This is a genomic window from Rhodococcus sp. 05-339-2, from assembly GCF_002258965.1.
Taxonomy (GTDB): Bacteria; Actinomycetota; Actinomycetes; order Mycobacteriales; family Mycobacteriaceae; genus Rhodococcoides.
The window spans coordinates 665,745-689,876 of the sequence record NZ_NOYW01000016.1 but is presented as its reverse complement, the minus strand read 5'-3'; the positions used below and the strand labels follow the sequence as shown (position 1 = coordinate 689,876).

Genomic DNA, 24,132 nt, shown 5'->3' with positions numbered 1-24,132 from the left:
GGCCCGAATCTCATCGGTACCGATCGCCGACGCAAACCGCGATCCGGCAATGCGAGTCGCTCTCGAACGGAGGATTCGCACGTTTCCCGATTGCGTCTGCGGCTCTGCGCCCGAAAAGTGCCAAACGGTCTATTTTGAGGCAGACTCTGATACGAACGATGCCACTCGACGACGAGGATCCTTCATGCGAACGACATTGCGCACCTTGACCATTGCTACGGCCTGCGCAACCCTGGCCCTTGCTGCCCCTACGTCGGCCCTTGCCGCCGAACCCGGAGACATCACGTTCTCGTTCGCTGTCGACGGAACCAGCGTGACCAACACGATCACCAACACATCGGGCACGGTGATCGGTTGCGGAACATCCTTGGCTCCCGCCCCGAACGGCATACTGCCTCCGGTCGGCGAGGTGATCGGAAACGGTCAGTCGCTGTACACCAACGGGGACACTCAGCCGGGCACGACGGTTCAGACGATCGCCGATGTTCCGGCGGGCTCGTATGTCGCCCTCGCATCCTGCACGTCCACCGAGGGCGAGACCACCACCGCATGGATCTCCGACTACCCCGGGCTCGACGAATTCTTGACTCCGCTCCCGTGGACCTCGTACAAGGTGCAACAGGAATCCACCGTGGTCACCGTCGAGACCGCCTCGTCGTTCCCCGGCAGCGGCAGCGCGTTCGACTGAGGTCAGCCGAGAAAGGCCTCTATCGCATCCGCAGCCTGGTCCACGCCTCCGTGTGATCGCACCTCCGCACTGATCTCGGCTGCGCGCGAGGTCAATTCGCGCGCGCCCGCGACAGCGCCTGCGAGGCTCGCGGCAGTCACCTTCTCGAATTCGAGGTGCACGCCGACGCCGAGTTCGGCGAGCATCGCCGCGTTGCCGAATTGATCGACCGCCTGCGGGACCGCCACGGTCGGTACGCCGAACCACAGGGCCTCGGTGCACCCACCCATCCCGGCGTGGGTGACGAACACCGTGGCCGAATCGAGCACCGCGAGCTGCGGAAGATGTTCGTGCAGTTCCACATTGGCAGGAATCTCGCCGAGCGCGGCCGGATCGACGCGTCGGCCGATGGAGATCACCACGTGCCAGTCGGTGTCGGCGAAGGTCTCGATACACAGTCGGTAGAAGTCGGGTCGCTCGTTGTAGCCCGTACCGAAGGAGATGTACAGGATCGGTCCTTCGGGCGCGGTCCAGCTGCGGTCGTGCAGGCGTACCGGATCGAGGCACGGTCCGACGAACTGCACCGAGTCGGCCACCCGATCCGCGTTGGGTTGCATCACTCGTGGAATCAGTGACAGGCAGTGCGTCGGATAGGTGATCCAGTCCCAGGGATCGGCGTCGATGTCGTTGTCTCGCAACCACGATGCGTAGGTGTCGCGATACGCAACGCCCGTTGCCGACTCCCGAACAGAGGTCATCGCATCACCGAGATCCGCGACGTATCCGTCCCACGCCACGTAGGTCGGCGAGAGTTGTACGGCCGTTACGCCGTAACGCACGCCGAGTACGGGTGCCGTCATTCCGCCGATGTCGTAGAGGAACAGATCCGGCTGATCGTCGTCGTAGAACGCGGTGAGCACGGGATACGACGCAATGGCCTCGTCGAGGAAGACCTGCATCGCCGCCGCCGGATCGTCCGGCCACGAGCCCTCTCCGTCGGGAAGTATCGAGGAGAACGGCACCACCTCGACGCCCGCGGGTTCGACCACATGCCGCAGAGAGTCACCGACGGCATAGGTGACGCGATGCCCTCGCCGGACCAGCTCGGCAATCACGGCCAGCGATGGGTAGATGTGACTGGGGGCAGTCGTGCCGATCATGGCGATGTGCATGATTGCCACCGTAGAGCCCACTCGGGGCAGCGAGCTAGTGGATTTCGTTGGCGATCAGATCCAGCAGGCCGGGGAATCTATCGTTGAGCTCCTGGCGTCGCAGCGTCACCTTGCGACTGTTGCCGCGGTCGACCTGGAACACCAGACCCGCTTCGCGCAGCACGCGAAAGTGATGCGTCAGAGTCGATTTCGTGACGCCGAGCTCGAACGACATGCAGGTGCGCTCGGCACCGTCGTCGTCGCCGACGAGTTCGGTGACCACCTTGCGGCGCAGTGGATCCGCCAGTGCAGACATCACTGCACCGAGTTGCATCTCGTCGGGTTCGGGGTGCCCGTTCTCGTCCGCCATCGACGCCGCCTTTCGCTAGGTACGACTTGCGTCGTACCTTTAAACCTGCTCTAGTACGAAAGTCATCGTACCTACGTCAGCGCAGGGGGATCCATGAGAGCGGTTCTGCCGGTCGTACTCGCGGCACAGTTCGTCGTACCGATGTCCATCTCGGGCACCGCCATCGCGATCCCGGTGATCGCTGCCGATCTCGGCTCCGACCCGACGCAGCTCCAGTGGGTCGTCAACGGCTTCAACGTCGCGTTCGCGCTGTTCACCGTCGTCTGGGGTGCGGTATCGGATCGCATCGGACACCGCACGTCGTTTCGCATCGGCGTCGTGCTGACCGCCGTCGCCAGCCTGGTCAGCGCTCTGGCGTCCTCGCTGCTTCTGCTCGACGCCGCGAGGGTCCTCGCCGGCACGGGTGCCGCGGCGGTCCTGGTGGGCTCGACGTCGATTCTCTCGCTCCATTTCCAGGGGACCGAACGAGCGACCGCGTTCGCCCTGTTCGGCACCGTGAACGGACTGGGGCTGGCCCTCGGGCCGACCATTTCCGGACTGCTGATCGCCGTGCTCGATTGGCGAGGAGTGTTCGCAGCTCAGGCCCTCGTTCTGCTCGTCGCGGCCGTCGGGACGCTGGCTCTTCCTGCCGTGCGAAGCACATCCACACCATCGAAACTGCCGGATTTCGGCCTGCTGCGAAACCGCCGCTTCCTCGCCCTGTGCCTGGTCCCGGTCGCCGGAGCCATCGGATTCGTCACCCTGCTCACCTATTTGCCCACCGCGCTCGGTGCCGTCGCGTCCCTGACTCCCGGACGAGCCGGACTGTTCATGCTGGCGATGACGATTCCGGTGCTGATCGCCCCGCTGGCGGTCGCCAGGTCCATCGTCGTCTTCGAGGCCGTCACCCCCGACCGTGTGATCCTGACGAGCCTCGGCTTCCTGGTTCTCGGGAATCTCGGCATGCTGGCCCTGCAACCCGGCCTGTCGCTGGCCGCCGTCGTGGTCCCGATGATCGTGTTGGGGCTCGGTTTCGGCCTCCCGATCGGTCTGGTCGACGGCGAAGCGCTCGCGGCAGTTCCGCCGCACAGCAGCGGCACCGCAGCAGGAGTACTCAATCTCTTCCGCATCGGTGGCGAGGCCGTGATGGTCGCCGGCTACGCCTGGCTGCTGGCGATCTTCGTCCGGGACCGGGTGCCCGACGAAGCCGACGCCGAGGCAGCGGCGGCCGGCCGGCAAGGGTTCGCCGACGCCTACGCCCATGCCTTCACCGAAGTGATCGCCCTCGTCGTGGTGGCCGTTGCCGTCACAGCAGCACTGATCATCGCGCTTTCCCGGACGGGCAGATCCGACGTATCGTCGGCGAATGTCCTTTCTGCAGCCGGTGACCCTCACTGACGATCTCGTGACCCTCGAGCCGCTGAGCCACGATCACCTCGAAGGTCTGTGCGACGCCGCGCGCGACGGCGAGCTGTGGAACCTCTGGTACACCAGCGTCCCGAAGCCCGAGGAGATGGCGGCCGAGATCGACCGTCGACTCGGGCTGCTCGACGCGGGCACGATGCTTCCGTTCACACTGCGCCGCAACGACACCGGGCAGATCATCGGAGCGACGACATTCTGCAACGCCGACGCCACCAACCGTCGCGTCGAAATCGGATACACCTGGAATGCCCGCTCCGCGCACGGAACCGGCACCAATCCCGCGAGCAAACTGCTGCTGTTGACGCATGCGTTCGAGGAACTGGGATGCATCGCCGTCGAATTTCGTACCCACTGGATGAACCTGCAATCGCGGACGGCGATCGCGAAACTGGGTGCCAAGCAGGACGGGATTCTGCGCAATCATCAACGCATGTCCGACGGTTCGTTGCGTGACACCGTCGTGTTCTCGATCATCGAATCCGAATGGCCTACCGTCCGCAACGAACTCCGCAGGCGTACCGCACGGTAGGTTGACCCCATGCGTGTGGATGGGCGGGACATTCCCGTAGCGGGAAGCCTGCTTCAGCCGCTGGTGCGAAGAACCAGCGACATCATTCGGGTCGTGTCGGCCTCGGCTCTGCTGGGCGTGGTGATCGCCGGTTCGCTGATCACCAGAAATCAGTGGGATGCGCTCGAGCAATCGGTGTCGAACATCGTCGGTGTGCTCAGCCCCGACCAATCCAATGCGGTCTACATCGTCTACGGAGTCGCCATTCTCGCGCTTCCGTTCGGCGTCCTGATCGGACTGATCGCGGGCCGCAAATGGAAACTGCTCGCCGGGTACGCGGCCGCGGCACTGCTGGCCGCGCTGGCGCTGTCGATCACCGGAACCGGGATCTCCACTCCCACCTGGGACCTCGACGTTCCCGAGCGGCTCGACACGTTCCTCGCGCAGTTCCTCGACGATTCGCGCTGGATCGCGATGTTGGCTGCGGCGCTGACGGTCTCCGGCCCCGGTCTCCCCGCGAAGTGGCGTCGGGCATGGTGGACGCTGTTGCTCGCGTTCGTACCGATCCACCTGGTCGTCTCCACCGTGGTTCCGGCTCGCTCGATGCTCGGACTCGCGGTCGGCTGGCTCGTCGGAGCCGTCATCGTGTTGCTCGTCGGCACACCGGCGCTGGAGGTTCCGCTCGACGCGGCGGTTCGTCTGTTCCACAGCCGCGGTGTCACCGTTCGCAGCTTCACCGTCGTCCGTCCGGCCGGCCCCGGCCCGTTGGTGTTGAACGCGCACACTCCCGACGCCGATGTGGTGGTCGAGTTGTACGGGCAGAATCAGCGCAGCGGCGGTGCCCTGCGCCAGTCCTGGCGGTGGATCACGCTGCGCGGCAGCGAGACTGCGCCCTTGCACGCGTCGATGCGTCGGGCAGTCGAGCATCGCGCCCTGATGGGTCTGGCCATCAAGGGGTTGGGAGCGGCAGGCAGTCACCCGTTGGCGGTGGCAGCGCTCGACAGAGGATGGACCCTGTACGCGCACAGTCTGCCCATCGGTGATCCGGTCGAGGCCGAGCACGACGACGCCACCCTGGGCGCTCTGTGGTCGGCCCTGAACACCCTGCACGAGAATCAGATCTCCCACGGCGACCTGCACCGTGGCGAGCTGAGGATCCACGACGGTAAGGCCCTCTTCTGCGGTTTCGGCCACGCCGAACTGGGTGCGTCGGATTCCCAGATGCAGTCCGACGTCGCGCAGTTGTTGCTCACCACGGCAGACCTGTTCGGCTCTCGGCGCGCCGTCGCCACCGCCGTCGACGTACTCGGCTTCGACACCGTGATCGCGGCCTCGGGTCGATTGACCAAGTCCGCCATCCCGCCTCGTATTCGCCAATCGGTGCTCGACGCCGACAAGACGATGAAGGCGGTTCGGCTCGAGGTCCTCGAACAGACCGGCACCGCCAAGATCGAGGCCGAACAGGTCACCCGATTCAGCCGCAACCAGATCATCTCGCTCGTGTTGTTGATCGGATTGGTCTACGTCGCATATCCGTTCATCAGTGCGGTTCCCGCGTTCGTCACCGAACTCGGTTCGGCCAACTGGTGGTGGGCTCTGCTCGGTCTGTCGGTGTCGGCACTGACGTACGTCGGTGCCGGAGCCGCGTTGTGGGCGTGCGCACTGGGCAAGGTCAGCTTCTGGAATCTGACGGTGATGCAGGTCGCCAACACGTTCGCGGCAACCACGACTCCCGCGGGTGTCGGCGGACTGGCCCTGAGTGTTCGGTTCCTGCAGAAGGGCGGGCTGGGTACGGTCCGCGCGACGGCTGCCGTGGCGTTGCAGCAGTCCGTCCAGGTGATCACGCACGTGAGCCTGCTGATCTTCTTCAGCGTCGTCGCAGGCACGTCGTCCGGGCTCTCGAACATGGTGCCGGGCAACACCGTGCTGTATCTCCTCGCGGGTGCGGCCTTCGGTGTCGTCGGTACGTTCATGTTCGTACCCAAGCTGCGCCGCTGGCTGAAAGTGGCCGTCCGACCGCAGATCAAAGAGGTCCTCGGTGAACTGGGCGAACTCGCCCGCGACCCCAAACGCTTCTCGATCATCATCCTCGGCTGCGCGGCGACGACGTTGGGTGCCGCGCTCGCCTTGTGGGCGAGCATCGAGGCCTTCGGCGGCGGCACCACGTTCGTCACGGTCACGGTCGTCACCATGATCGGCGGGACTCTGGCTTCCGCGGCGCCGACGCCGGGCGGTGTGGGTGCCGTGGAGGCAGCGCTCATCGGCGGTCTCGCGGCCTTCGGCGTTCCCGCCTCCATCGCCGTCCCGTCGGTCCTGCTCTATCGCGTCCTGACCTGCTGGTTGCCGGTGTTTCTCGGGTGGCCGACCTTGCGGTGGCTCACCAAGCGAGACATGGTCTGATTGGTCCGATTCGGGGTGCGTGAACACCGCGAGTGCTAGCGTTCATGCAGGTGGGGGGCCTTATTCGACGGAGGGCGTTGCGATTTCCGATCTGGGAGAGTTCATCCCCACCGCCGAGGAGCGTTGGGTTCGTCTTTTCATCAGCGGAATGACGCTGACGTTCGGACTGGCCGGGGTGCTGATGATCCCGGCGGGGCAGTTCTCCGGTTCGGCCTCGATCGCGGTTCTCCTCGCGTCGGCCACCACGGTGCCCGTGGCCATCGCCTGGTACCTCCGTCCCTGGACATCCCCACGCCTGGCCATGGCCTACATCCTGTACGCCGATGTCGGCATCGTCTCGGTTCTGTTCGCCTTTCGGACCCACTTCGACGCGATGCCGGGTTGCGCGATGTTCGCGATCGTCGCCGCCTTCATCGTCGTCGGAAGTTCCTACCGGATGATGATGCTGCACCTCGCCGTCGCGACCGTCACTCTGCTGACGCTCGGTGTCCTGGCCGTCGTCGATGGTGCCGATCCATGGTCGGCTGCGTCCCGCATCGTCACCATCGGTTCCCTGTACGCCGCCCCCTTCATGATCAAGGCCTACATCGGGCAGCTCCGACTCAAGGCCGCACGGGCGCTGCGCGACCCGTTGACCGGCCTGTGGAATCGCCGCGGTCTGCTGGACACCGTGGACACCCTCGGCGTCTCGCCTTCCGAGGCAGGCGACGCCGTGGGGGTGACGGTCCTCGACATCGACCGTTTCAAGCAGATCAACGACAGATTCGGGCACCCCTCGGGCGACGCCGTCCTGATCGAGGTCGCCCGACGCCTGTCCGAGGCCGTGGGCGATCGGTCGGCGGTCGCACGACTGGGCGGCGACGAGTTCGTGGTTGTCCGAGCCGGAACTCGCGAGGAGATCATCCAGTCGGACAACAGGATTCGAGCCGCCCTGGAGGAGACGTTCGACGGACCTCGGTTCACCACCAGCCTCGGATCCGCGGTCGAAGCACTCGATTCGGAGACCAGCATTCACGTCCTTGTCAGACGATTGATCGCACTGGCCGACATAGAGATGTACCGATTCAAGTCGCGAACCTCCGGGAACGCGGTGTCGTCCGATCGTCTTCCCGAAACGAACTCGCACGAGCAGACGCGGATCCGGATCGACGAACTCATCGCATCCGGCGGCCCCGATATCTTCTTTCAGCCCATCTGCGAGACCGTCACCGGATCCGTAGTCGGCTTCGAGGCGCTCTCGCGCTTTCCCTTCGGTGCCGGATCTCCGCTGTCGTGGTACCGCGACGCCACCGAGGCCGGCATCGGCCCCCGCCTCGAACGAGCCGCACTCGACAGGGCGCTCGACGCGATGCACGAGCTGCCGCCGGGATCGTTCGTCTCGCTCAACGCATCGGCCGACACCATCCGGACGACGAACCTGCTCGATCGACTACGTCCGCACCTGGCGTCGCGGACGTTCTATCTCGAGATCACCGAGCACGAGCGTGTCGACGACTACCTCGCGGTCACCCGAGCCATCGACACCCTCCGCGCTGCGGGAGTGCAGATTTCCATCGACGACGTCGGTGCCGGATTCGCCGGTCTACGTCACGTGATCGAACTGCGCCCGGACATCCTCAAAGTGGACTACGCGCTGGTCCACGGAATCGACCGTGATCCCCTGCGGCGAGCGGCCGCGGCCGCGATCATCGACTTGGCCCGGAAGATCGACGCCGCCGTCATCCTGGAAGGCGTCGAGACCGAAGGGGAACTGCAGGTGGCGAACGAACTCGGGGCCGAGATGGTCCAGGGCTTCCTCACCGGCCGACCGGAACCGGCGTCCGCGCACTCCCACCGACGAGTGGCGACGTGACCGAACTTTCCGGGATCAGATCGACGAATCGACGGTGAACTTGGTCAACGACGGCGCTGCGGCGAGCAGCGGCGGCAATTCGACGATCTTGCCCGGACCCGCGCGGAACTCGCGGTACTTCGCATCGGCCTCGACCGACTCCCACGTCTCGTAGGCAATCACGTGCGCCTCGTTCTCCTCGTCGACCCACACCTCGACTCCGAGGCAGCCCTCGAATGCGCGAGTATCGGCGAGTACCGTCCGCAACAACGAACGGGCCTCGGCGACGGACTCGGGCTTGAACGTCAGATCCAACAATGCAATGAGAGCCATGGTCCCAGTCTATGGGTCGTTCCGCAGGCTCCACTCCCGCCCACACCGGTCATCTGAGCCGAAGTGCCAAGTAGAACTCGATTCTGTCCTCCAGCCGCGACAGATCACGACCGGTGAGTTCCTCGATGCGCTGGATGCGATATCGGACGGAATTGACGTGCATGTGCAGCTGTTCGGCACAACGCGTCCAGGCACCGTTGGTGTCGAGGTACACCGACAGTGTCTCGACGAGATCGCTGTTGTGTAAGTCGTCGTAGTCCACCAGGGGAGTCAGCAGCCGCGAAGTGAACATGCGTCGCACGTCGCCCGGAACGTTGGCGAGAAGTATTGTCAGCGTTGCCAATTCGTCATGCCCGACGACGCTGCAGTCCGAGCCACGGCGCTCGGCGAGCCGGCGGGCGTAGCGCGCTTCCTCTATCGCACTTCGGATGTCGGCGGGCGCGGTCGGTGCGCTGACACCGATCGAGGTGCCGCTACCGATCAGTCCCGGCGCCAGCGTGTGGACGGCTCGCCGAACGGAATCGGTTCGGTCGCTTCGCGCCTCCACCAACGCGATGGCCTCGCCGTCGACGATCCCGACCGTGATCTCCAACGGCGCCAGCACTTCTCGCAGCAACGGACGTAGCTCACCGAGCCGCAACGGATCGCCGGATGTGGCCACAGCCACTGCAGCGTAGCGTGTTTCGGTGTCGAGTCCGATGACGTCCATCTGGGCGAGGACGTCGGCGGGCGTCGCGCCCCCGACGATCGCGCGCACGAACTCCTGGGCCAGAATTCCCGACCCCGAGAGACGGTCGTCGACGCGACCGCGCTCCACGGCCACGATCGACGCCAGCTGCCCGGCCAGAGACAGCCTCGGTGCATCCCATGTCTGCCAATCGCTTTCGAATACCACGAACCAATCCACGACCCGCGGTGCGGACTCTCCATCGACGGCGAACACCGACACTCTCTGCTCTCGGCAGTACCGCGGCAGCCGCACCGATGTCATGAATTCCTGCGCCACGGCCTCGGTGTCCGGCGGGTTGTCGGATCCGGCGAGTACCCGTCCCGACGCAGTGACCACCCAGCAGTTCATGCCCAGATCGGAACTGACCATCTCCAGCAGTGGACCCAGTCCGCCGCCCGGGCCTGCGCTCGCCACGAGGCGTCGATGCCGGTCGAGCACGAGACTCAGGTCCGATGCTCTCGCCGTCGACAGTTGTCGGACGACGCTCTCGGTGACCGTGGCGAAAGCGATGTCGGCCGGAACACGAAAGAGCGGTAGCCCGTGTTCGAGGCATGCGTGCACCAGATCGTCGGGTACCACGCCGTCGTCGGATGCCGCGAGCGCTGCGATGCCGGCCTTGGACACCGCCCGCACGAACGTCATCGAGTCCTCGGGGCCCGTCCGCCACATCAGACCGGTCAGCACCAGCTCGCCGCCGCTGAGATAGCGGCTCGGATCGAGCATGTCGGTGGTCACGACCCATCTGATCGTCGGATCGAAGTGCTCGGGGGTGACGATCGGCTGCAGTTCCAGATCGGGAAGATCAGCCAGATCACGCAGCCGCACGGTGAATCGACCTCCTCTTCGTAGGATCCTCCAAAACCTACACTGTGATCGGCGTCATACTTCGTCGTTCCTGTCTCTCGTTCGTATCGCGCCCGGCAGCTGTACTGGGTGAACTTGATATGCAGACAGCGAGCGGAGAGCAAAGATATGCAATTCCTGCGACCACAGACCTGGAGCGACGCGTTGGCCGCGAAGGCCGACGACGTCGACGTGGTGCCCATCCAGGGCGGCACCGACGTCATGGTCGAGATGAACTTCGATCTCCATCGTCCGGGGGGATTGCTGGACCTGAACCCGATCACCGAGCTCACCGAGTGGGAACAGCTTCCCGACGGCACCCTGCGGGTGGGAGCCGGTGTTCCGTATGTACGGATCATCGCCGAGCTGGGAGACAGGCTTCCCGGCATTGCCCAGGCGTCCCGCACCGTCGGCTCGCCGCAGATCCGCAATCGCGGCACCGTCGGCGGCAACCTGGGAGGCGCGTCCCCCGCAGGTGATCTGCACGCACCCCTGCTTGCGGCGGGCGCAACCGTCGAGGTCGAATCGGCCGAGCGCGGCGTGCGCATGATTCCCGCGACCGAGTTCTACCTCGGCGTCAAACGTAATTCATGCCTGCCCGACGAACTCATTCGCGCCTTCCACGTGGCACCGGCAGCAGGGCCGCAGTACTTCTCGAAGATCGGCACCCGCAACGCCATGGTCATCGCCGTCTGCTCGTTCTCGATCGCACTGTTTCCACAGGAGGGTCGCGTCGGAACCGGTCTCGGCTCCGCTGCGCCGACGCCGCGCCGGGCTTACGATGCCGAGAACTACCTCGCGGCCGAACTCCAGTGGGACGGTGCCCTCGATCCTCGGGTGTCGGAGGAGTTCGGCCGATTGGTCAGTGCGGCAGCAAGTCCCATCGACGACGTACGTGGCACTGCCGATTACCGCAAGCACGCCCTGTCCGTGATGGCCCGGCGAACACTGGGTTGGGCATGGCGGGACCTCACAGCCGCACGGAAGGTGGCCTGAACATGCGAGTGAACTGCACCATCAACGGTAAAGACATGGAAGCCGACGACGTCTGGGAGGGCGAAAGTCTGCTGTACCTGCTCCGCGAACGCATGGGACTGCCCGGATCCAAGAACGCGTGTGAACAAGGCGAATGCGGCTCGTGCACCGTCTATCTCGACGGCATTCCGGCCTGCGCCTGCCTGGTGGCGGCCGGTCAGGTCGAGGGCCGCGAGATCCGTACCGTCGAGGGCCTCGCCGAGGGCGACAAGCTCGACCCGATGCAAGAGGCGTTCGTCGAGTGCGGAGCCGTTCAGTGCGGATTCTGCACCCCGGGACTGGTGGTCCAGGCTCACGACCTGATCGAGCGCGTTCCCAACCCGTCGGACGTCGAAATTCGCGAATCTCTCGCTGGAAACCTCTGCCGCTGTACCGGATACGAGAAGATCCTGGATGCAGTTCGGCTCGCTGCTACACGAAAGGCCGAAGCCGAATGACCACGGTGATCTCGGGTGCGTACATCGCACCCATCGTCGGGGACGAAATCCCCTCCGGATATCTCGTGGTCGAGGGCACCACGATCAGCGCCATCGGCTCGGGCCCCGCACCGGTGATCGCCGGGGCCGAGACGATCGACGCGACGGGTTGCCTCGTCACCCCCGGCCTGGTCAACACCCACCACCACCTGTACCAGTGGGCTTCCCAGGGCCTGGCCAAGGACAACACGCTCTTCGAATGGCTTGTCGCCCTGTACAAGCCGTGGTCGAAGATGGACGCCGAGGTGGTCGGGGGAGCCGCAGCCGCCGGTCTCGGTTGGCTCGCCAAGTCGGGCTGCACCACCAGCACCGATCACCACTACATCTTCCCCAAGGGCCGAGGCGATCTGTTCGCCGCCGAGATCGATGCCGCACGACGCATCGGCGTCCGATTCCAGCCGTGCCGCGGCTCGATGGACCGAGGCGTGTCCGACGGCGGGTTGCCGCCGGACGAGGTGGTCGAATCGCTCGACGACATCCTCGCCGCGACGGCCGAGGCCATCGACACCTACCACGACGCGTCCTTCGGTTCGATGCTCCGCATCGCGGTCGCACCGTGCTCGCCGTTCTCCATCAGCAAAGAACTGCTCGTGGAGTCCGCGGGGCTTGCCCGCGCCAAAGGTGTTCGCCTGCATACGCATCTGGCCGAGACCCTCGACGAGGAAGAGCACTGCCTCGCTCAGATGAACTGCACCCCGGTCGAGTACATGGAGCAGGTCGGCTGGCTGGGTGACGACGTGTGGTTCGCCCACGCGGTACACCTGCACGATTCCGATATCGCGAAGATGGCGGCCACCGGTACCGGTACCGCTCATTGCCCGAGCTCGAACGCACGACTCGGCGCGGGCATCGCTCGTATTTCCGACCTGCTCGCCGCAGGCGCGCCCGTCGGTCTCGGCGTCGATGGTTCGGCCTCGGCCGAAATGGTGCCGTTGGCCGGCGAAGTCCGTCAGGCGATGTACATGCAACGAGCCAAGTACGGACCGACCGCACTGACGGCGCGTCAGGCACTCGAGATCGGAACACTGGGCGGAGCAACGGTGCTGGGACGGCAGAGCGAGATCGGTTCGCTCGAGGTCGGCAAGCTCGCCGACATCGCGATCTGGCGCACGGACGGCTTCTACTCGGCCGTGGACGACCCCGTCGTCGCGTTCGCCTACGGGCAGACACCACCGCTCGCGCGGTTGATGGTGGGCGGTCGAACGATCGTCGAGAACGATGTCCTGACCAGCGCACCGCAGGACGAAATAGGCCGCGCCGGAGCCGATGCGCACCGTCGCCTGATGAAACTCGCGGAGGACGTGCTGTGAGCGCCCCGACCACCACACCCCGGCAAGCTCCCGCCGACATCCCCGCACCGGGACGCGGTCGCGTCGGCGACAGCCCACTGCGACCCGACGGCACCCTGAAGGTCAAGGGCGAGTTCGCATATTCGTCGGACTTGTTCATCGACGGCATGCTCTGGGGCGCAACGCTTCGTAGCCCTCATCCCCGGGCGAAGATCGTCTCGGTCGACATCTCCCAGGCGCTGGCGACTCCCGGCGTCGAGGCCGTGCTCACCCACGAAGACGTGCCGGGACGCAAATGCTTCGGACTCGACCACACGTGGGACCAGCCGGTGCTGGCCTTCGACGAGGTGCGGCACGAAGGCGAACCGATCGCACTCATCGCCGCCGATCATCCCGAAACTGCCCGGCGTGCAATGGAAAAGATCGTCGTGGTCTACGACGTGCTCGAACCCCTGACCGATGCCCGACGCGCAGCCCTCGACCCGAACTACCCGAAGGTGCAGGAACGCGGCGGAGTGGCCCGCCATCAGCCGGTTCGCGTCGGCAACGTCGCAGCCGCTCGGGCGACCGCGGACGTGATCGTCAGCAGCGACTTCGCCGTCGGCATTCAAGATCAGGCGTTCCTGGGACCCGAATCGGGACTGGCTGTTCCGGCCGAGGACGGCGGCGTCGACCTGTACGTGGCGACCCAGTGGATGCACAACGACCTCGCGCAGATCGGGCCCTGCCTCGGACTGCCCGAGGAGAAGATCCGGATGACGCTCGCCGGCGTCGGTGGGGCATTCGGTGGCCGCGAGGACCTGTCGATGCAGATCCACGCGGCGATGCTCGCCATGCACACCGGCAAGCCCGTCAAGATCGTCTACAACCGCTACGAATCGTTCTTCGGACACGTGCACCGCCACCCCGCGCAGATGCACTACGAGTACGGTGCGACTCGCGACGGCAAGCTCGTGTTCGCCGATGTCGAGATCATCCTCGACGGCGGCGCGTACACCTCCGCCACCCTCAACGTGGTCGGCAACGCCGCCTCTCTGGGCGTCGGACCGTACGTCATCCCCAACATCGAGATCGACGCGTACGGGGTGTACACCAACAACCCGCCGTGCGGCGCTATGCGTGGATTCGGCGCAGTACAAGCATGTTTCGCGTACGAGTCGATGATGGACAAGCTCGGCGAGGCCTGCGGCATCGGTCCGGTGGCGATCCGGCAGATCAACGCCGTCAGCCAGGGATCGATCCTGGCGACCGGCCAGGTCATCGAAGCGCCTGCCCCGCTCGCCGAGATGCTCGCCCGAGCCGAGGCGATGGAACTGCCTGCTCCCGTGGATGCGTCGGACATCCGTAATCTGCCGGGTGGGGCATCGCAGACCACCCACGGCGAAGGCGTCGTACGCGGGATCGGTTACGGCGTCGGCATCAAGAACATCTGCTTCTCCGAGAACTACGACGACTACTCCACCGCGCGCGTTCGACTGGAGGTGATCGGAGGCGAGGCAACAGCATTGGTGCACACCGCTGCCGCCGAGGTCGGGCAGGGACTGGTGACGTTGGAGGCGCAGATCGCACGCACCGAGCTCGGCGTCACCAAGGTCGTCATTCACCCCGCCGACACCAAGGTCGGCAATGCCGGATCTTCCTCGGCGTCACGGCAGTCGTACATGACCGGCGGGGCGGTCAAGACCGCCTGCGAGGCCGTGCGCGAGGCGGTATTCGTCCTGGCCGGCCTGTACCTGGGTCGCGCGGTGGCAGACCTGAGCCTCGACGGCGGCAAGATCGTCTCGGCCACCGACGGTGTGCTGGCGACGATCGAGGATGTGCTCGGCGACCGAGTCATCGAGCAGACCCGCGAATTCCACCATCGCCCCACCAGCGGAATGGATCCGGTCACCGGACAGGGCGCGAGCCACACCCAGCTCGCACTGTGTGTCCATCGCGCCGTGGTGGACGTCGACGTCGAACTCGGCCTGGTCAAGGTCGTCGAGATGGCGGCCGTGCAGGACGTCGGCAAGATACTCAACCGGCTCTCGCTCGAGGGCCAGATCCACGGCGGCACAGCGCAGGGCCTCGGTCTGGCGGTGATGGAGGAAATAGTCGTCGTGGACGGTCTGGTGAAGAACCCGTCGTTCACCGACTACCTGATTCCGACCATTCTGGACATGCCGCCCATGAAGCTGGACATCCTCGAGAACCCGGATCCCCTGGCACCGTACGGTCTTCGCGGTGCGGGTGAGCCACCCACCCTCTCGTCGACGCCCGCAGTGGTCGCAGCCATCCGCAATGCCACCGGGCTCGCGTTGACCCGCGTGCCCGTTCGACCCGAACACATCATCAACAGCTGATCCGAGTTCCATCACCATTCGACGAAACCTTATCCGGCACAACCGCACCGACGCCAACTCCCCCGGCTCGTCGGCCCGGCCCCACGCTCGACGAGGTTGATCACGCCCTGGGAGGGCCGATCATGACCGACGTACGCACATCCAGCACTCGCCAGAGTGGACGAGGTCGATCCCAGATCGACAAGTTCTTCGACATCACCGGCCGCGGTTCGACGCTCTCACGCGAAGTTCGCGGTGGCGTCACCACATTCGTGGCCATGGCCTACCTGATCGTCCTCATTCCGCTGATCATCGGTGATGCCCGCGATGTCACCGGTGCCACGCTCGATCCGGCTCACCTGTCGACCATGGTGGCATTGTCGGCCGGTCTGACGACAATCCTGATGGGGGTCGTCGGAAACGCGCCCCTCGCCATGGCGGCCGGCCTCGGGGTGACGCCCATCGTGGTGTTCCAGGCAGCCCCGTACATGACCTGGCCGCAGGCGATGGGACTGGTGGTTCTCGAGGGCGTCGTCATCGTGGTCTTCGCTCTCACCGGCGTGCGGCAACTCATCATGGATGCCATACCTCTGGTCCTCAAACAGGCAATCGGTGTCGGAATCGGCGCGTTCATCGCGCTCATCGGACTGGTCGACGCCGGGTTCGTCGGGCACCACGAGTCAGCAGCCACCGCGGTCACCCTCGGCACGTTCGGCAAGCTCGCCGGCTGGCCCGTGTTCGTCTTCTGTGTCGGCCTGATCCTGATGATCATGCTGTTCGTACGCAAGGTGCCGGGTGCGATGCTCATCGGAATCTTCGTGGCCACCAATCTGGCGATCGTCCTGAACTCGGTGTTCGACATCGCGCCGGAGGCCTGGGGACCGGTTGTTCCGAAGGTGCCCGATTCCATCGTCGCCACACCACAATTCGACCTGCTGTTCAACGTCGACCTGTTCGGCGGGTTCGCTCGGGCCGGAATCGTCACCGCGTCGGTCGTTCTGTTCACTCTCGTTCTCTCGGGCTTCTTCGACGCGATGGGTACCATCCTCGGAGTCGGTGAAGAGGCCGGACTGGTCGACAAGCAGGGCAGGATGCCCGGCCTGAGCCGCATCCTCACCGTCGACGGCATCGGTGCCATCGTCGGTGGTGCGATCAACGGATCTGCGAACACGGCCGTCGTGGAGTCCGCGGCGGGGGTCACCGAGGGTGCGCGAACGGGTCTCGCCAGCGTCGTCACCGGCGGATTGTTGACGAGCCTGATCTTCTTCACTCCGCTGGCCGGCGTGGTTCCGGTCGGTGCCGCGGCCCCGGCCCTGGTTCTGGTCGGTGCGCTGATGATGACGCACGTACGCAAGATCGACTGGGAGAACACCGAAATCGCGATCCCGGCCTTCCTGACCATCGTGCTGATGCCCTTCACGTACTCGATCACCGTCGGAGTCGCGGCGGGTGTCATCGCGTACACCCTCGTCCGCCTCGCCAAAGGCAAAGCGCGTCAGACGCATTGGCTGCTGTATCTGATGTCGGGCATCTTCCTGATCTACTTCGCCCTGCACCCGATCGAAGAAGTGTTGGGAATCTCGTAACGTGAAAGAGATCGTCGATCGTCTGACCGCCTGGGACCACGCGGGTGTTCCCTACGCGGTGGCGACAGTCATCGCGGTGTCCGGAAGTGCTCCACGACTTCCTGGTGCCGCGATGGCGGTCTGCGCCGACGGTGAGGCCGTCGGCAGTGTCTCGGGCGGGTGCGTCGAAGGAGCCGTGTACGAATTGTGCCAGCAGGTTCTCGAGACCGGCGAGTCCAAGCGAGAGTCGTTCGGCTACAGCGATATCGACGCCTTTGCGGTCGGCCTGACATGCGGGGGTGTGATCGAGGTCTTCGTCCGCCTCGGGCCGCCGCGGTCCGTACTCGCGGCCATCGCATCGGATACTGCAGTGGCCACGGTGACGGTGCTCTCCGAGTCCGGGGAGTCGCTCGCGGTGTCCTCTACGGCAACGATCGGCAGCACCGGGTTCTCCGACGTCGACTCGGTGGTCGTCGGTGAGGCGCTGGCGATGTTGGACTCCGGCGGTACCGGTATCCGGTCGGTGCGGTGTCGGCCGGATCTCGACGTGTTCGTGCAGTCCTACGCAACCGCCCCGCGCCTGCTGATCTTCGGAGCCATCGACTACGCCGGCGCACTCGCTCGCGTGGGCAAGTTCCTCGGCTACCACGTCACGGTCTGCGATGCGCGGCCGGTATTTGCCACTGCTGCACGGTTTCCCGATGCCGACGAGGTGGTGACCGAATGGCCGCACAGCTATCTGGCGCGGACGGCAGTCGATGCCCGGACAGTGATCTGCGTGCTCACCCATGACGCCAAATTCGATGTGCCGCTGCTCGAAGTGGCTTTGCGACTGCCCGTCGCATTCGTGGGGGCTATGGGATCGCGCCGGACTCACGACGATCGCGCAGCCCGGTTGCGCGACGTCGGGTTGACCGAGCAGGAGCTCGCACGCTTGAAGTCGCCGATCGGCCTGGACCTGGGAGCCCGAACGCCCGAGGAGACTGCGCTGGCCATCGCGGCGGAATTCGTCGCCGTGCGACGCGGGGGTAGTGCGCTGCCACTGACTCGTACGGCCGGTCCGATTCACCACGACGGGGCGAATGCGAAATACGCGTAAGCCTTCGATGTAGACAACGTCCCGTCGTCAACCTTCGACTTCTGCCCGGCACGCCCGGCCGGATCGCCACATCTGTACCCCTGCGTTTCAACTCCCCGTGCAAGACGTGGGTAGTGGATCCACCTGGACCGCCGATAGGGGTCATCCCCCCCGGCACTATCCCTCCCACCCGAGATTGCCTGCACGAGTCGCCTGAATCGACACTTTCGGTTCTTGTCGGTGGGTCGAGATAGTCTTCTTTCAGTTCGAACGCACGTTCTGAATTGTTGCTCACCGGGGGGTGAAAAAATGGGTGCGATACCGACGGTGTCACTGGAGGCGTTGACTGCTGCCGCGCGTGAAGAGAACCGGCACGCAGCCCGCAAGATCACCGCCTGCTATCGCGTGCACTGCGACTGGATCACCCGCGACACCAAACACAAGCACTACAGCCGATACGGACGCACCGAAATGGCTGTCGCGTTGGGCTGCTCTGCGACCGTCGCCGAATCGTATGTGTCCGTCGGCGTTGCCCTGCACACCCGACTCCCACTGCTACGAGCAGCGTTCGAGACAGGGGAGATCGACCTCCCCCGAGTGCGGACCGCATGCCGGATCCTCGACAACCTCTCCGACGACATCGTCACCCGCGTCGAAGCCGAGGTCGTCGAGGCGGCGCGGAGGTCGTCCCCGGGCCCGCTCGAGCAGGCGATCTGGGACATCCTGCTGCGCGTCGCACCCGAGGAAGCAGCAGCACTGCGAGAGTTCGCGAAGAAGTTCCGCACCGTCACCTACACCCCCGCCGGGGAACTCACCCGCATTCGGGCGGAATTGACCGCACCCGAAGCCGCCGCCGCGTGGCAACTCCTCGAGGAGATGGCCGACACCCTCTGCCCCAAAGACCCACGCGGGAAGAAAGAACGCCTGTGTGATGCGTTCATGGCCCGCATGCACGGCGAACCCCGACTGGCATGCCTGTGCCACCGCCCCGACTGCCCGAAGAACGACACCGCGTTGCCGGATAGGCGGGTGCCGTTGACGATGATCACCGTCGACATCGCCACCCTCATCGGCCTGCTCTCGAACCCTGCATATCTGGCCGGACACGGTTCCATCGACCCCGACCTCGCCCGAGAACTCGCCCGCAACAGTCAGTGGCAGGTCCTGCTGACCGAAGCGATCACCCTCGCCGAATCCCTCGGCCTCGCCGTCCAGAACCCGGAGACAGGGGATTGGGAACGAACACCGACAGAGCAAGAGCAGGAGTCGGCCCCAGGGTCGGCAGCGACATTGGACACGGACACCGACACATCAGCGCCAGCGGGCGCAGTTCCGGGCGCGGCGGCAGGGGCGGTACCGGATTCGGATGCGGATGCCTCTGCGGGCACCGACACGACTGCCGAGACACCCACGGACGCGAACGCAGGTGCAGGTGCACAGAATGCATCGACGGCTGATTCGAGTGCGGAGACAGCTTCGGCGTCGGAACCAACCGGGCCCAGTTCTCCTGCACCCGAACACAGCTCGCCGGCAGGAGATAGGGTCGATCAGGTCGAAAATCCGGTGCCTATCACCGAGCCCACGACCGACCCGGCAGCAGCTACCACCCCAGGCTCAGGCCCAGCCCACAAGCACGCAGCAACAACCGCTTCGGCGGCTATAACCAAGCCGCCACCGGAGCCGTGTAAGGCGACCGGCCCAGAGCCAGTGGCGTCACCAGCACCCGCACCGACTTCGTCGACACCTGTCCAACAGAGGCCGACCGCTGACCCGGCGCCAGATACGAGCGAAAACCAATCTCCCACTGCACCATCCGATACCACCAGGAACCACGAAACCGGCAGTGACGAGGAAACTATCAGTGGATCCGAGCCCACACCGACCGGTAGTCCGGCACCGAGTACTCGCCCAGGTGCGGGTACCGATACCGAGGATCGACCTCCGCGCCGCCTGCAATCGTTGACCTCAGCCGCAGCCCTGTTCTGCACCCACACCCCTGTCGGCAGGGGCACACGGCACAACTCTGCCCTCGACCTGCCCTCTGCGATCCGGCGCAACAACCGAACGATCCCCACTGCAAGCCACACTCCCTCCGGCATCTACCTCGGCACCGCCTCCCTCGCCGCCGCACTCGAAGCCGCCATCGCCGCCGACCCCACCCTCGGAAAGTCGGTACCCCGCGACCCCCTCACAGACCGGGCCCTGATCTACCGACCCGACACTCTCACCACCGCAGCGGTCCGACTCCGCGACAAACACTGCCGCTTCCCCGGCTGCCACCGCCCCGCCGCCCGCTGCCAACTCGACCACATCAACCCGTTCGACCACACCAACCCTCTCGGCGGCGGCTGGACCACCGTCAACAATCTGCAATGCCTCTGCGAATACCACCACACCGTCAAAACCGCCGGCTACTGGACAGCCACCATGCTCCCCGGCGGAGCCATCCTGTGGACCTCGACCTCGAAGACCACCCGAATCACCCTGCCCGCCAACGGCACAGCCGTCCCCATCCTCGGCAACGACCTCAGCCCACACATCCCCACCAAACCGAAACGATCCGGCATCATCGCCTACCCCAACCCACCCGACAACCAACAGCCCGAGACAGACGACACGGCAGCACCGCCGTTCTAGGCGCGCGCCAACAAACGCCCGGTCGATGATTCCGATCCCGCGATCCAGGACCGCCGCACCACACCCGACAGCCCGAGTCGGTCGTACGCCGTCACCGGATTACGGTGGTACAGCTGCGCGACGTCGACGGTGAACCGTTCGTCGGGTGCGAACACCACAAGATCTGCAGCGCAACCGATATCGATGCGTCCGCGATCGGCCATACCGACCTGATCGGCAGTATTCGTGGCCATCCACCGCACGATGTCGGTCAGTGCGAACCCACGGGCACGCGCCTCCGTCCACACCGCAGCGAGCGAGATCTGCAACGACGCGATCCCGCCCCACGCATCACCGAAGTCTCCGGTGTCGAACCTCTTCAGATCCGGCGTACAGGGGGAGTGGTCGGTGACGATGGTATCGATTGTGCCGGCGGACAAACCCTGCCACAACAACTCTCGATTGCCGGCCTCGCGGATCGGCGGGCAACACTTGAACTGGGTGGCGCCCGCCGGCACTGCTTCCGCATCGAAACACAGGTAATGCGGGCAGGTCTCGACGGTCACCCGCACCCCGTCACGCTTCGCCGCCGCAATCATCGGCAACGCATCGGCACTCGACAGATGCAGAATATGCACCCGGCACCCCGTCCTCCGCGACAACTCGATCACCTGCTCGATGGCCCGGTTCTCGGCGGCACGCGGACGCGATTCCAAGAATCCCGAGTACTCACGACCCGTCGCCGACGGTGCCTCGGCGATCACCTCGGCGTTCTCGGCGTGCACGATCATCAACCCGTCGAACGACGCGATCTCGATCAGAGCCTTCTCGAGCTCCGGAATCGTCAGCGGCGGAAATTCGTCCACGCCCGAAGCGAGGAGAAAGCACTTGAAGCCGAACACCCCCGCCTCGTGCAGCGGCCGCAGCTGCTCGACATTTCCCGGAATGGCACCACCCCAGAAGCCGACGTTGACGACCGACTGATCCGCCGCCACCCGCCGCTTGATCTCCAACGCCGCGACGTCCACTGTCGGCGGAATGCTGTTGAGTGGCATATCGACGATGGTCGTGATGCCTCCCGCGGCCGCGGCTCGGGTCGCGCTGGCGAACCCTTCCCATTCGGTGCGCCCCGGCTCGTTGACGTGCACATGGGTGTCCACCAAACCCGGCAGCAGCACCTCATCCGGCCCCAGCTCGACCGCCACCTCCGCGGACACGCGCGCATCCACGGAGTCGATGGCCACGATTCGGCCGTCACGAACGGAGATCGAGGCCGCAACCTCCCGTCCGCCGATCACCGCCCGCGACGCGCGAACAACCAGATCAGACTGCACTGGAGACACTCTGGAGCTCCGAGGACTTCCAGGCGATGTCGGCGGCATCGAGAGCTTCGGCGTCGAGCTCACCGAACAACCGCAATCGGGACAGTCCGCCGTCGGGGTACACGTCCAGTCGCAGGTGCGTGTACGCGTCGGCCTCGTTCAACAGGAAGCGATGGCGGGTGTCCGGCTGGACGGCGGTGCGGGGCAGAATCTCGCTCCATGCCGTCGGGTCCGTGATGTGTCGGCGACGAGAATCGATGGCGCTGAGCCGAATCCACCCCGGTGCGTTCCCGACGTAGTAGCTGGTGTCGACCTCCACGTGGCGTGGGGCGCCGGGCGATGCGAGAGCGAACACTGCGAAATCGTTGCCGCCGTTGCGTCGTCGAGAGTTCTCCCAGCCTTCGCCCATGTTGCGAGCACGCCCGGGCAGGATGATGTTGGCCGGCGAGGAGTAGAAGGCGTCGGAGCAATCGGTGAGCCGAGCGCCGTTCTCCGCGGCCAGCAGGTCGACGGTGCCTGCGAGGAACCGCGGATCCTGCACCACCTGGCCGTGCACACGGAACCGGGCAACGCCGCCGTCGGGGTAGATCGACAGACGCACATGCGTCCACCGGTGCCGATCGGCCACCTCGTACCTGTTCGCGGTGTCTCCGGTTGCGGGAGACCTGTCGACGATGCTGTGCCACTCCGCATTCTGCACATCCTCGATGGACGGATAGCCCTCGATCGACGCAGCCTCGACGGACACGAACGGCGGGTAGTTGCCGGTGAAGTGAGCGGTGTCGACCACGACGCCGTGCACGATGCCCGGAGAGCCCAGTCGCACGATCGCCCAGTCGTGACCGCCCTCGTCACGGCGACGGCGAGTCTCCCACCCGTCGTACACCTTTCCCTTGTGGCCGAAGTCCGCTGGATCGAACAGCGGAGCATCGGGCTTGATCAGGTTCTCGCGCTGGGCGAACAATTCGTCGTTCGCTGCGGAGACGCTGCCGCCGAGCGCCCGAGAAGCCAGATCGGTCAGAGTGGTGAAATCGGTTCCGGTCATGAAGTTCCTTCCAAAATGTGTGTGGTGGCCAAGGTTCGGCCCACCTCGTGCAACAGCCTGGCCGCGTCACGCATCGAGATCCGAGGGTCCGGCTCCAGCTCGGTCAGTGCATAGGAGGCGGTGATTCCGTAGGGACGCAATCGATCCACACCGACGGTGCTCCGTCCGGCGACGGTGATCACCGGGACACCGGCTGCACGTGCGGTGTTCGCGACACCGATCGGTGCCTTGCCGTGCAGGCTCTGCTCGTCCAGCGAGCCCTCACCGGTGACGACCAGATCGGCCGACGCCAGAGCGCTACCGAAGTCGATCAATTCGAGCACCGTCTCGATCCCCGGCTTGGCCGCAGCACCGAGTACGGCCATGGCACCGAAGGCGGTTCCGCCGGCCGCCCCTGCGCCCGCCAGCCCGCTGAGGTCACGGCCGATTGCGTTGCGCACCAGATGTGCCCATTGCCGCATGCCGTGTTCCAGATACAGCAACTCCTGCGGTCCGGCACCCTTCTGCGGGCCGTAGACCGCCGCGGCTCCGATGACACCGAGCAACGGATTGTCGACGTCACACGCCAGCTCGAACACCGCGTTCCGAGCCGACGGCAGCAATCCACTCAGATCGAGGTGGACTGCACCGCGCAGCGGACCACCACCGCGCGCCACCTCGCCTCCGCCGGCATCGAGGATGCGCGCACCGAGCGCGACGAGCATGCCCACGCCGCCGTCGGTGGAGGCACTGCCCCCGAGCCCGACGACGATACGCCGCGCACCCGAACCGGACCCGGCACCTGACTCGAGTGCGTGCGCGATTACGGTACCGAGACCGAATGTGCTCGCTCCCAACGCGTCCGGCTCACCGCCGGGCAGGAGCTCGAGCCCGACCGCCGACGCCAGCTCGACAACAGCGGTGTCACCGCGACGGGCATACGACGTCTCCACCGGCTCACCCGTCGGCCCCGCGCACGTGACGGCCACTCGATCCCACCCCGCGGTGACGGCAGCGTCGACGGTGCCGTCACCCCCATCGGCGACGGGCAGGCACACCGTCTCGAGGGACGAGTCGACCGACAGCATCCCCGACGCCAACGCCCGCGCGACCTCGGCCGCCGACAGCGAGCCCTTGAACTTGTCCGGAGCGAGCAGAATGCGCGTCAT

General features: G+C 65.6%; 19 protein-coding genes. 12 read left to right on the top strand and 7 right to left on the bottom strand.

Annotated features, from left to right (window positions below):
• Window positions 1–184: 184 nt before the first annotated feature.
• Window positions 185–688, top strand: a complete 504-nt coding sequence (locus CH273_RS16980; protein WP_032396839.1) for a hypothetical protein — start codon at window positions 185–187, stop codon at window positions 686–688.
• A gap of 2 nt (window positions 689–690) precedes the next feature.
• Here the strand turns inward: CH273_RS16980 and CH273_RS16975 are convergent, their stop codons facing one another.
• Together CH273_RS16975 and CH273_RS16970 are read right to left on the bottom strand one after the other, a co-directional pair.
• Window positions 691–1,839 (bottom strand): macrolide family glycosyltransferase, encoded by a 1,149-nt coding sequence (locus CH273_RS16975; RefSeq protein WP_032397302.1) that lies wholly within the window; start codon window positions 1,837–1,839, stop codon window positions 691–693.
• A 34-nt stretch (window positions 1,840–1,873) separates the two neighbouring features.
• On the bottom strand, window positions 1,874–2,188 hold the full coding sequence (locus tag CH273_RS16970) for an ArsR/SmtB family transcription factor (protein ID WP_032396840.1): 315 nt from the start codon (window positions 2,186–2,188) through the stop codon (window positions 1,874–1,876).
• Between the two features lie 93 nt (window positions 2,189–2,281).
• Here CH273_RS16970 and CH273_RS16965 point away from each other — a divergent pair, with 93 nt between their 5' ends.
• The 4 genes from CH273_RS16965 (at window position 2,282) to CH273_RS16950 (ending at window position 8,352) form a co-directional block, all read left to right on the top strand.
• On the top strand, window positions 2,282–3,565 hold the full coding sequence (locus CH273_RS16965) for an MFS transporter (protein WP_032396841.1): 1,284 nt from the start codon (window positions 2,282–2,284) through the stop codon (window positions 3,563–3,565).
• The gene (locus CH273_RS16960) at window positions 3,534–4,121 is read left to right on the top strand and encodes a GNAT family N-acetyltransferase (protein WP_032397303.1); all 588 of its coding nucleotides are present in this window, start codon (window positions 3,534–3,536) and stop codon (window positions 4,119–4,121) included. The genes CH273_RS16965 and CH273_RS16960 overlap by 32 nt, the downstream gene beginning before the upstream one ends.
• A 9-nt stretch (window positions 4,122–4,130) precedes the next feature.
• The gene (locus tag CH273_RS16955) at window positions 4,131–6,500 is read left to right on the top strand and encodes a lysylphosphatidylglycerol synthase transmembrane domain-containing protein (RefSeq protein WP_032396842.1); all 2,370 of its coding nucleotides are present in this window, start codon (window positions 4,131–4,133) and stop codon (window positions 6,498–6,500) included.
• A gap of 148 nt (window positions 6,501–6,648) precedes the next feature.
• Complete coding sequence (locus CH273_RS16950; RefSeq protein ID WP_032396843.1) at window positions 6,649–8,352, top strand: EAL domain-containing protein; 1,704 nt, start codon at window positions 6,649–6,651, stop codon at window positions 8,350–8,352.
• Window positions 8,353–8,367: 15 nt separating this feature from the next.
• Here the strand turns inward: CH273_RS16950 and CH273_RS16945 are convergent, their stop codons facing one another.
• Both CH273_RS16945 and CH273_RS16940 read right to left on the bottom strand, forming a co-directional pair.
• Entirely contained in the window at window positions 8,368–8,664 is a 297-nt protein-coding gene (locus CH273_RS16945) for a putative quinol monooxygenase (protein WP_032396844.1), read from the bottom strand.
• A 49-nt stretch (window positions 8,665–8,713) separates the two neighbouring features.
• Window positions 8,714–10,219, bottom strand: coding sequence for a PucR family transcriptional regulator (locus CH273_RS16940; protein ID WP_032396845.1), 1,506 nt, complete (start codon window positions 10,217–10,219; stop codon window positions 8,714–8,716).
• Window positions 10,220–10,366: 147 nt separating this feature from the next.
• Here CH273_RS16940 and CH273_RS16935 point away from each other — a divergent pair, with 147 nt between their 5' ends.
• The 7 genes from CH273_RS16935 to CH273_RS16905 all read left to right on the top strand — a co-directional run bounded on the left by CH273_RS16935 (window position 10,367) and on the right by CH273_RS16905 (window position 20,638).
• Window positions 10,367–11,233 (top strand): FAD binding domain-containing protein, encoded by an 867-nt coding sequence (locus CH273_RS16935; protein WP_032396846.1) that lies wholly within the window; start codon window positions 10,367–10,369, stop codon window positions 11,231–11,233.
• 2 nt (window positions 11,234–11,235) lie between these two features.
• Window positions 11,236–11,709 carry a (2Fe-2S)-binding protein gene (locus CH273_RS16930; protein WP_032396847.1) on the top strand — a complete coding sequence of 158 codons (474 nt, stop codon included), beginning with the start codon at window positions 11,236–11,238 and terminating at the stop codon, window positions 11,707–11,709.
• Window positions 11,706–13,058, top strand: coding sequence for an 8-oxoguanine deaminase (locus CH273_RS16925; RefSeq protein WP_176459198.1), 1,353 nt, complete (start codon window positions 11,706–11,708; stop codon window positions 13,056–13,058). Before CH273_RS16930 ends, CH273_RS16925 begins: the two co-directional genes overlap by 4 nt.
• Window positions 13,055–15,379, top strand: coding sequence for a xanthine dehydrogenase family protein molybdopterin-binding subunit (locus tag CH273_RS16920; protein ID WP_230596942.1), 2,325 nt, complete (start codon window positions 13,055–13,057; stop codon window positions 15,377–15,379). The genes CH273_RS16925 and CH273_RS16920 overlap by 4 nt, the downstream gene beginning before the upstream one ends.
• A gap of 122 nt (window positions 15,380–15,501) precedes the next feature.
• Window positions 15,502–16,944: an NCS2 family permease gene (locus CH273_RS16915; protein ID WP_032396848.1), complete on the top strand. Its 1,443-nt coding sequence runs from the start codon at window positions 15,502–15,504 to the stop codon at window positions 16,942–16,944.
• Between the two features lies 1 nt (window position 16,945).
• Window positions 16,946–18,022: an XdhC family protein gene (locus tag CH273_RS16910; RefSeq protein ID WP_032396849.1), complete on the top strand. Its 1,077-nt coding sequence runs from the start codon at window positions 16,946–16,948 to the stop codon at window positions 18,020–18,022.
• A 288-nt stretch (window positions 18,023–18,310) separates the two neighbouring features.
• Window positions 18,311–20,638 carry an HNH endonuclease gene (locus CH273_RS16905; protein WP_052049916.1) on the top strand — a complete coding sequence of 776 codons (2,328 nt, stop codon included), beginning with the start codon at window positions 18,311–18,313 and terminating at the stop codon, window positions 20,636–20,638.
• On the opposite strand, the gene allB is transcribed toward CH273_RS16905, so the two are convergent.
• From allB to CH273_RS16890, 3 genes are read right to left on the bottom strand one after another with little or no spacing between them, the layout of a single operon-like run.
• Window positions 20,635–21,999 carry an allantoinase AllB gene (allB, locus tag CH273_RS16900; protein WP_052049918.1) on the bottom strand — a complete coding sequence of 455 codons (1,365 nt, stop codon included), beginning with the start codon at window positions 21,997–21,999 and terminating at the stop codon, window positions 20,635–20,637. The genes CH273_RS16905 and allB overlap by 4 nt on opposite strands.
• Complete coding sequence (gene alc, locus CH273_RS16895) at window positions 21,941–22,984, bottom strand: allantoicase (protein WP_032396851.1); 1,044 nt, start codon at window positions 22,982–22,984, stop codon at window positions 21,941–21,943. Before alc ends, allB begins: the two co-directional genes overlap by 59 nt.
• Window positions 22,981–24,132, bottom strand: coding sequence for a glycerate kinase (locus tag CH273_RS16890; protein ID WP_032396852.1), 1,152 nt, complete (start codon window positions 24,130–24,132; stop codon window positions 22,981–22,983). The genes alc and CH273_RS16890 overlap by 4 nt, the downstream gene beginning before the upstream one ends.

Bases quoted from the DNA above. Each gene is read 5' to 3' on its own strand.
- CH273_RS16980 (WP_032396839.1), top strand. From the start codon at position 185: ATGCGAACGACATTGCGCACCTTGACCATTGCTACGGCCTGCGCAACC.
- CH273_RS16975 (WP_032397302.1), bottom strand. From the start codon at position 1,839: ATGCACATCGCCATGATCGGCACGACTGCCCCCAGTCACATCTACCCA.
- CH273_RS16970 (WP_032396840.1), bottom strand. From the start codon at position 2,188: ATGGCGGACGAGAACGGGCACCCCGAACCCGACGAGATGCAACTCGGT.
- CH273_RS16965 (WP_032396841.1), top strand. From the start codon at position 2,282: ATGAGAGCGGTTCTGCCGGTCGTACTCGCGGCACAGTTCGTCGTACCG.
- CH273_RS16960 (WP_032397303.1), top strand. From the start codon at position 3,534: ATGTCCTTTCTGCAGCCGGTGACCCTCACTGACGATCTCGTGACCCTC.
- CH273_RS16955 (WP_032396842.1), top strand. From the start codon at position 4,131: ATGCGTGTGGATGGGCGGGACATTCCCGTAGCGGGAAGCCTGCTTCAG.
- CH273_RS16950 (WP_032396843.1), top strand. From the start codon at position 6,649: ATGACGCTGACGTTCGGACTGGCCGGGGTGCTGATGATCCCGGCGGGG.
- CH273_RS16945 (WP_032396844.1), bottom strand. From the start codon at position 8,664: ATGGCTCTCATTGCATTGTTGGATCTGACGTTCAAGCCCGAGTCCGTC.
- CH273_RS16935 (WP_032396846.1), top strand. From the start codon at position 10,367: ATGCAATTCCTGCGACCACAGACCTGGAGCGACGCGTTGGCCGCGAAG.
- CH273_RS16930 (WP_032396847.1), top strand. From the start codon at position 11,236: ATGCGAGTGAACTGCACCATCAACGGTAAAGACATGGAAGCCGACGAC.
- CH273_RS16925 (WP_176459198.1), top strand. From the start codon at position 11,706: ATGACCACGGTGATCTCGGGTGCGTACATCGCACCCATCGTCGGGGAC.
- CH273_RS16915 (WP_032396848.1), top strand. From the start codon at position 15,502: ATGACCGACGTACGCACATCCAGCACTCGCCAGAGTGGACGAGGTCGA.
- CH273_RS16905 (WP_052049916.1), top strand. From the start codon at position 18,311: ATGGGTGCGATACCGACGGTGTCACTGGAGGCGTTGACTGCTGCCGCG.
- allB (WP_052049918.1), bottom strand. From the start codon at position 21,999: ATGCCGCCGACATCGCCTGGAAGTCCTCGGAGCTCCAGAGTGTCTCCA.
- alc (WP_032396851.1), bottom strand. From the start codon at position 22,984: ATGACCGGAACCGATTTCACCACTCTGACCGATCTGGCTTCTCGGGCG.
- CH273_RS16890 (WP_032396852.1), bottom strand. From the start codon at position 24,132: ATGACGCGCATTCTGCTCGCTCCGGACAAGTTCAAGGGCTCGCTGTCG.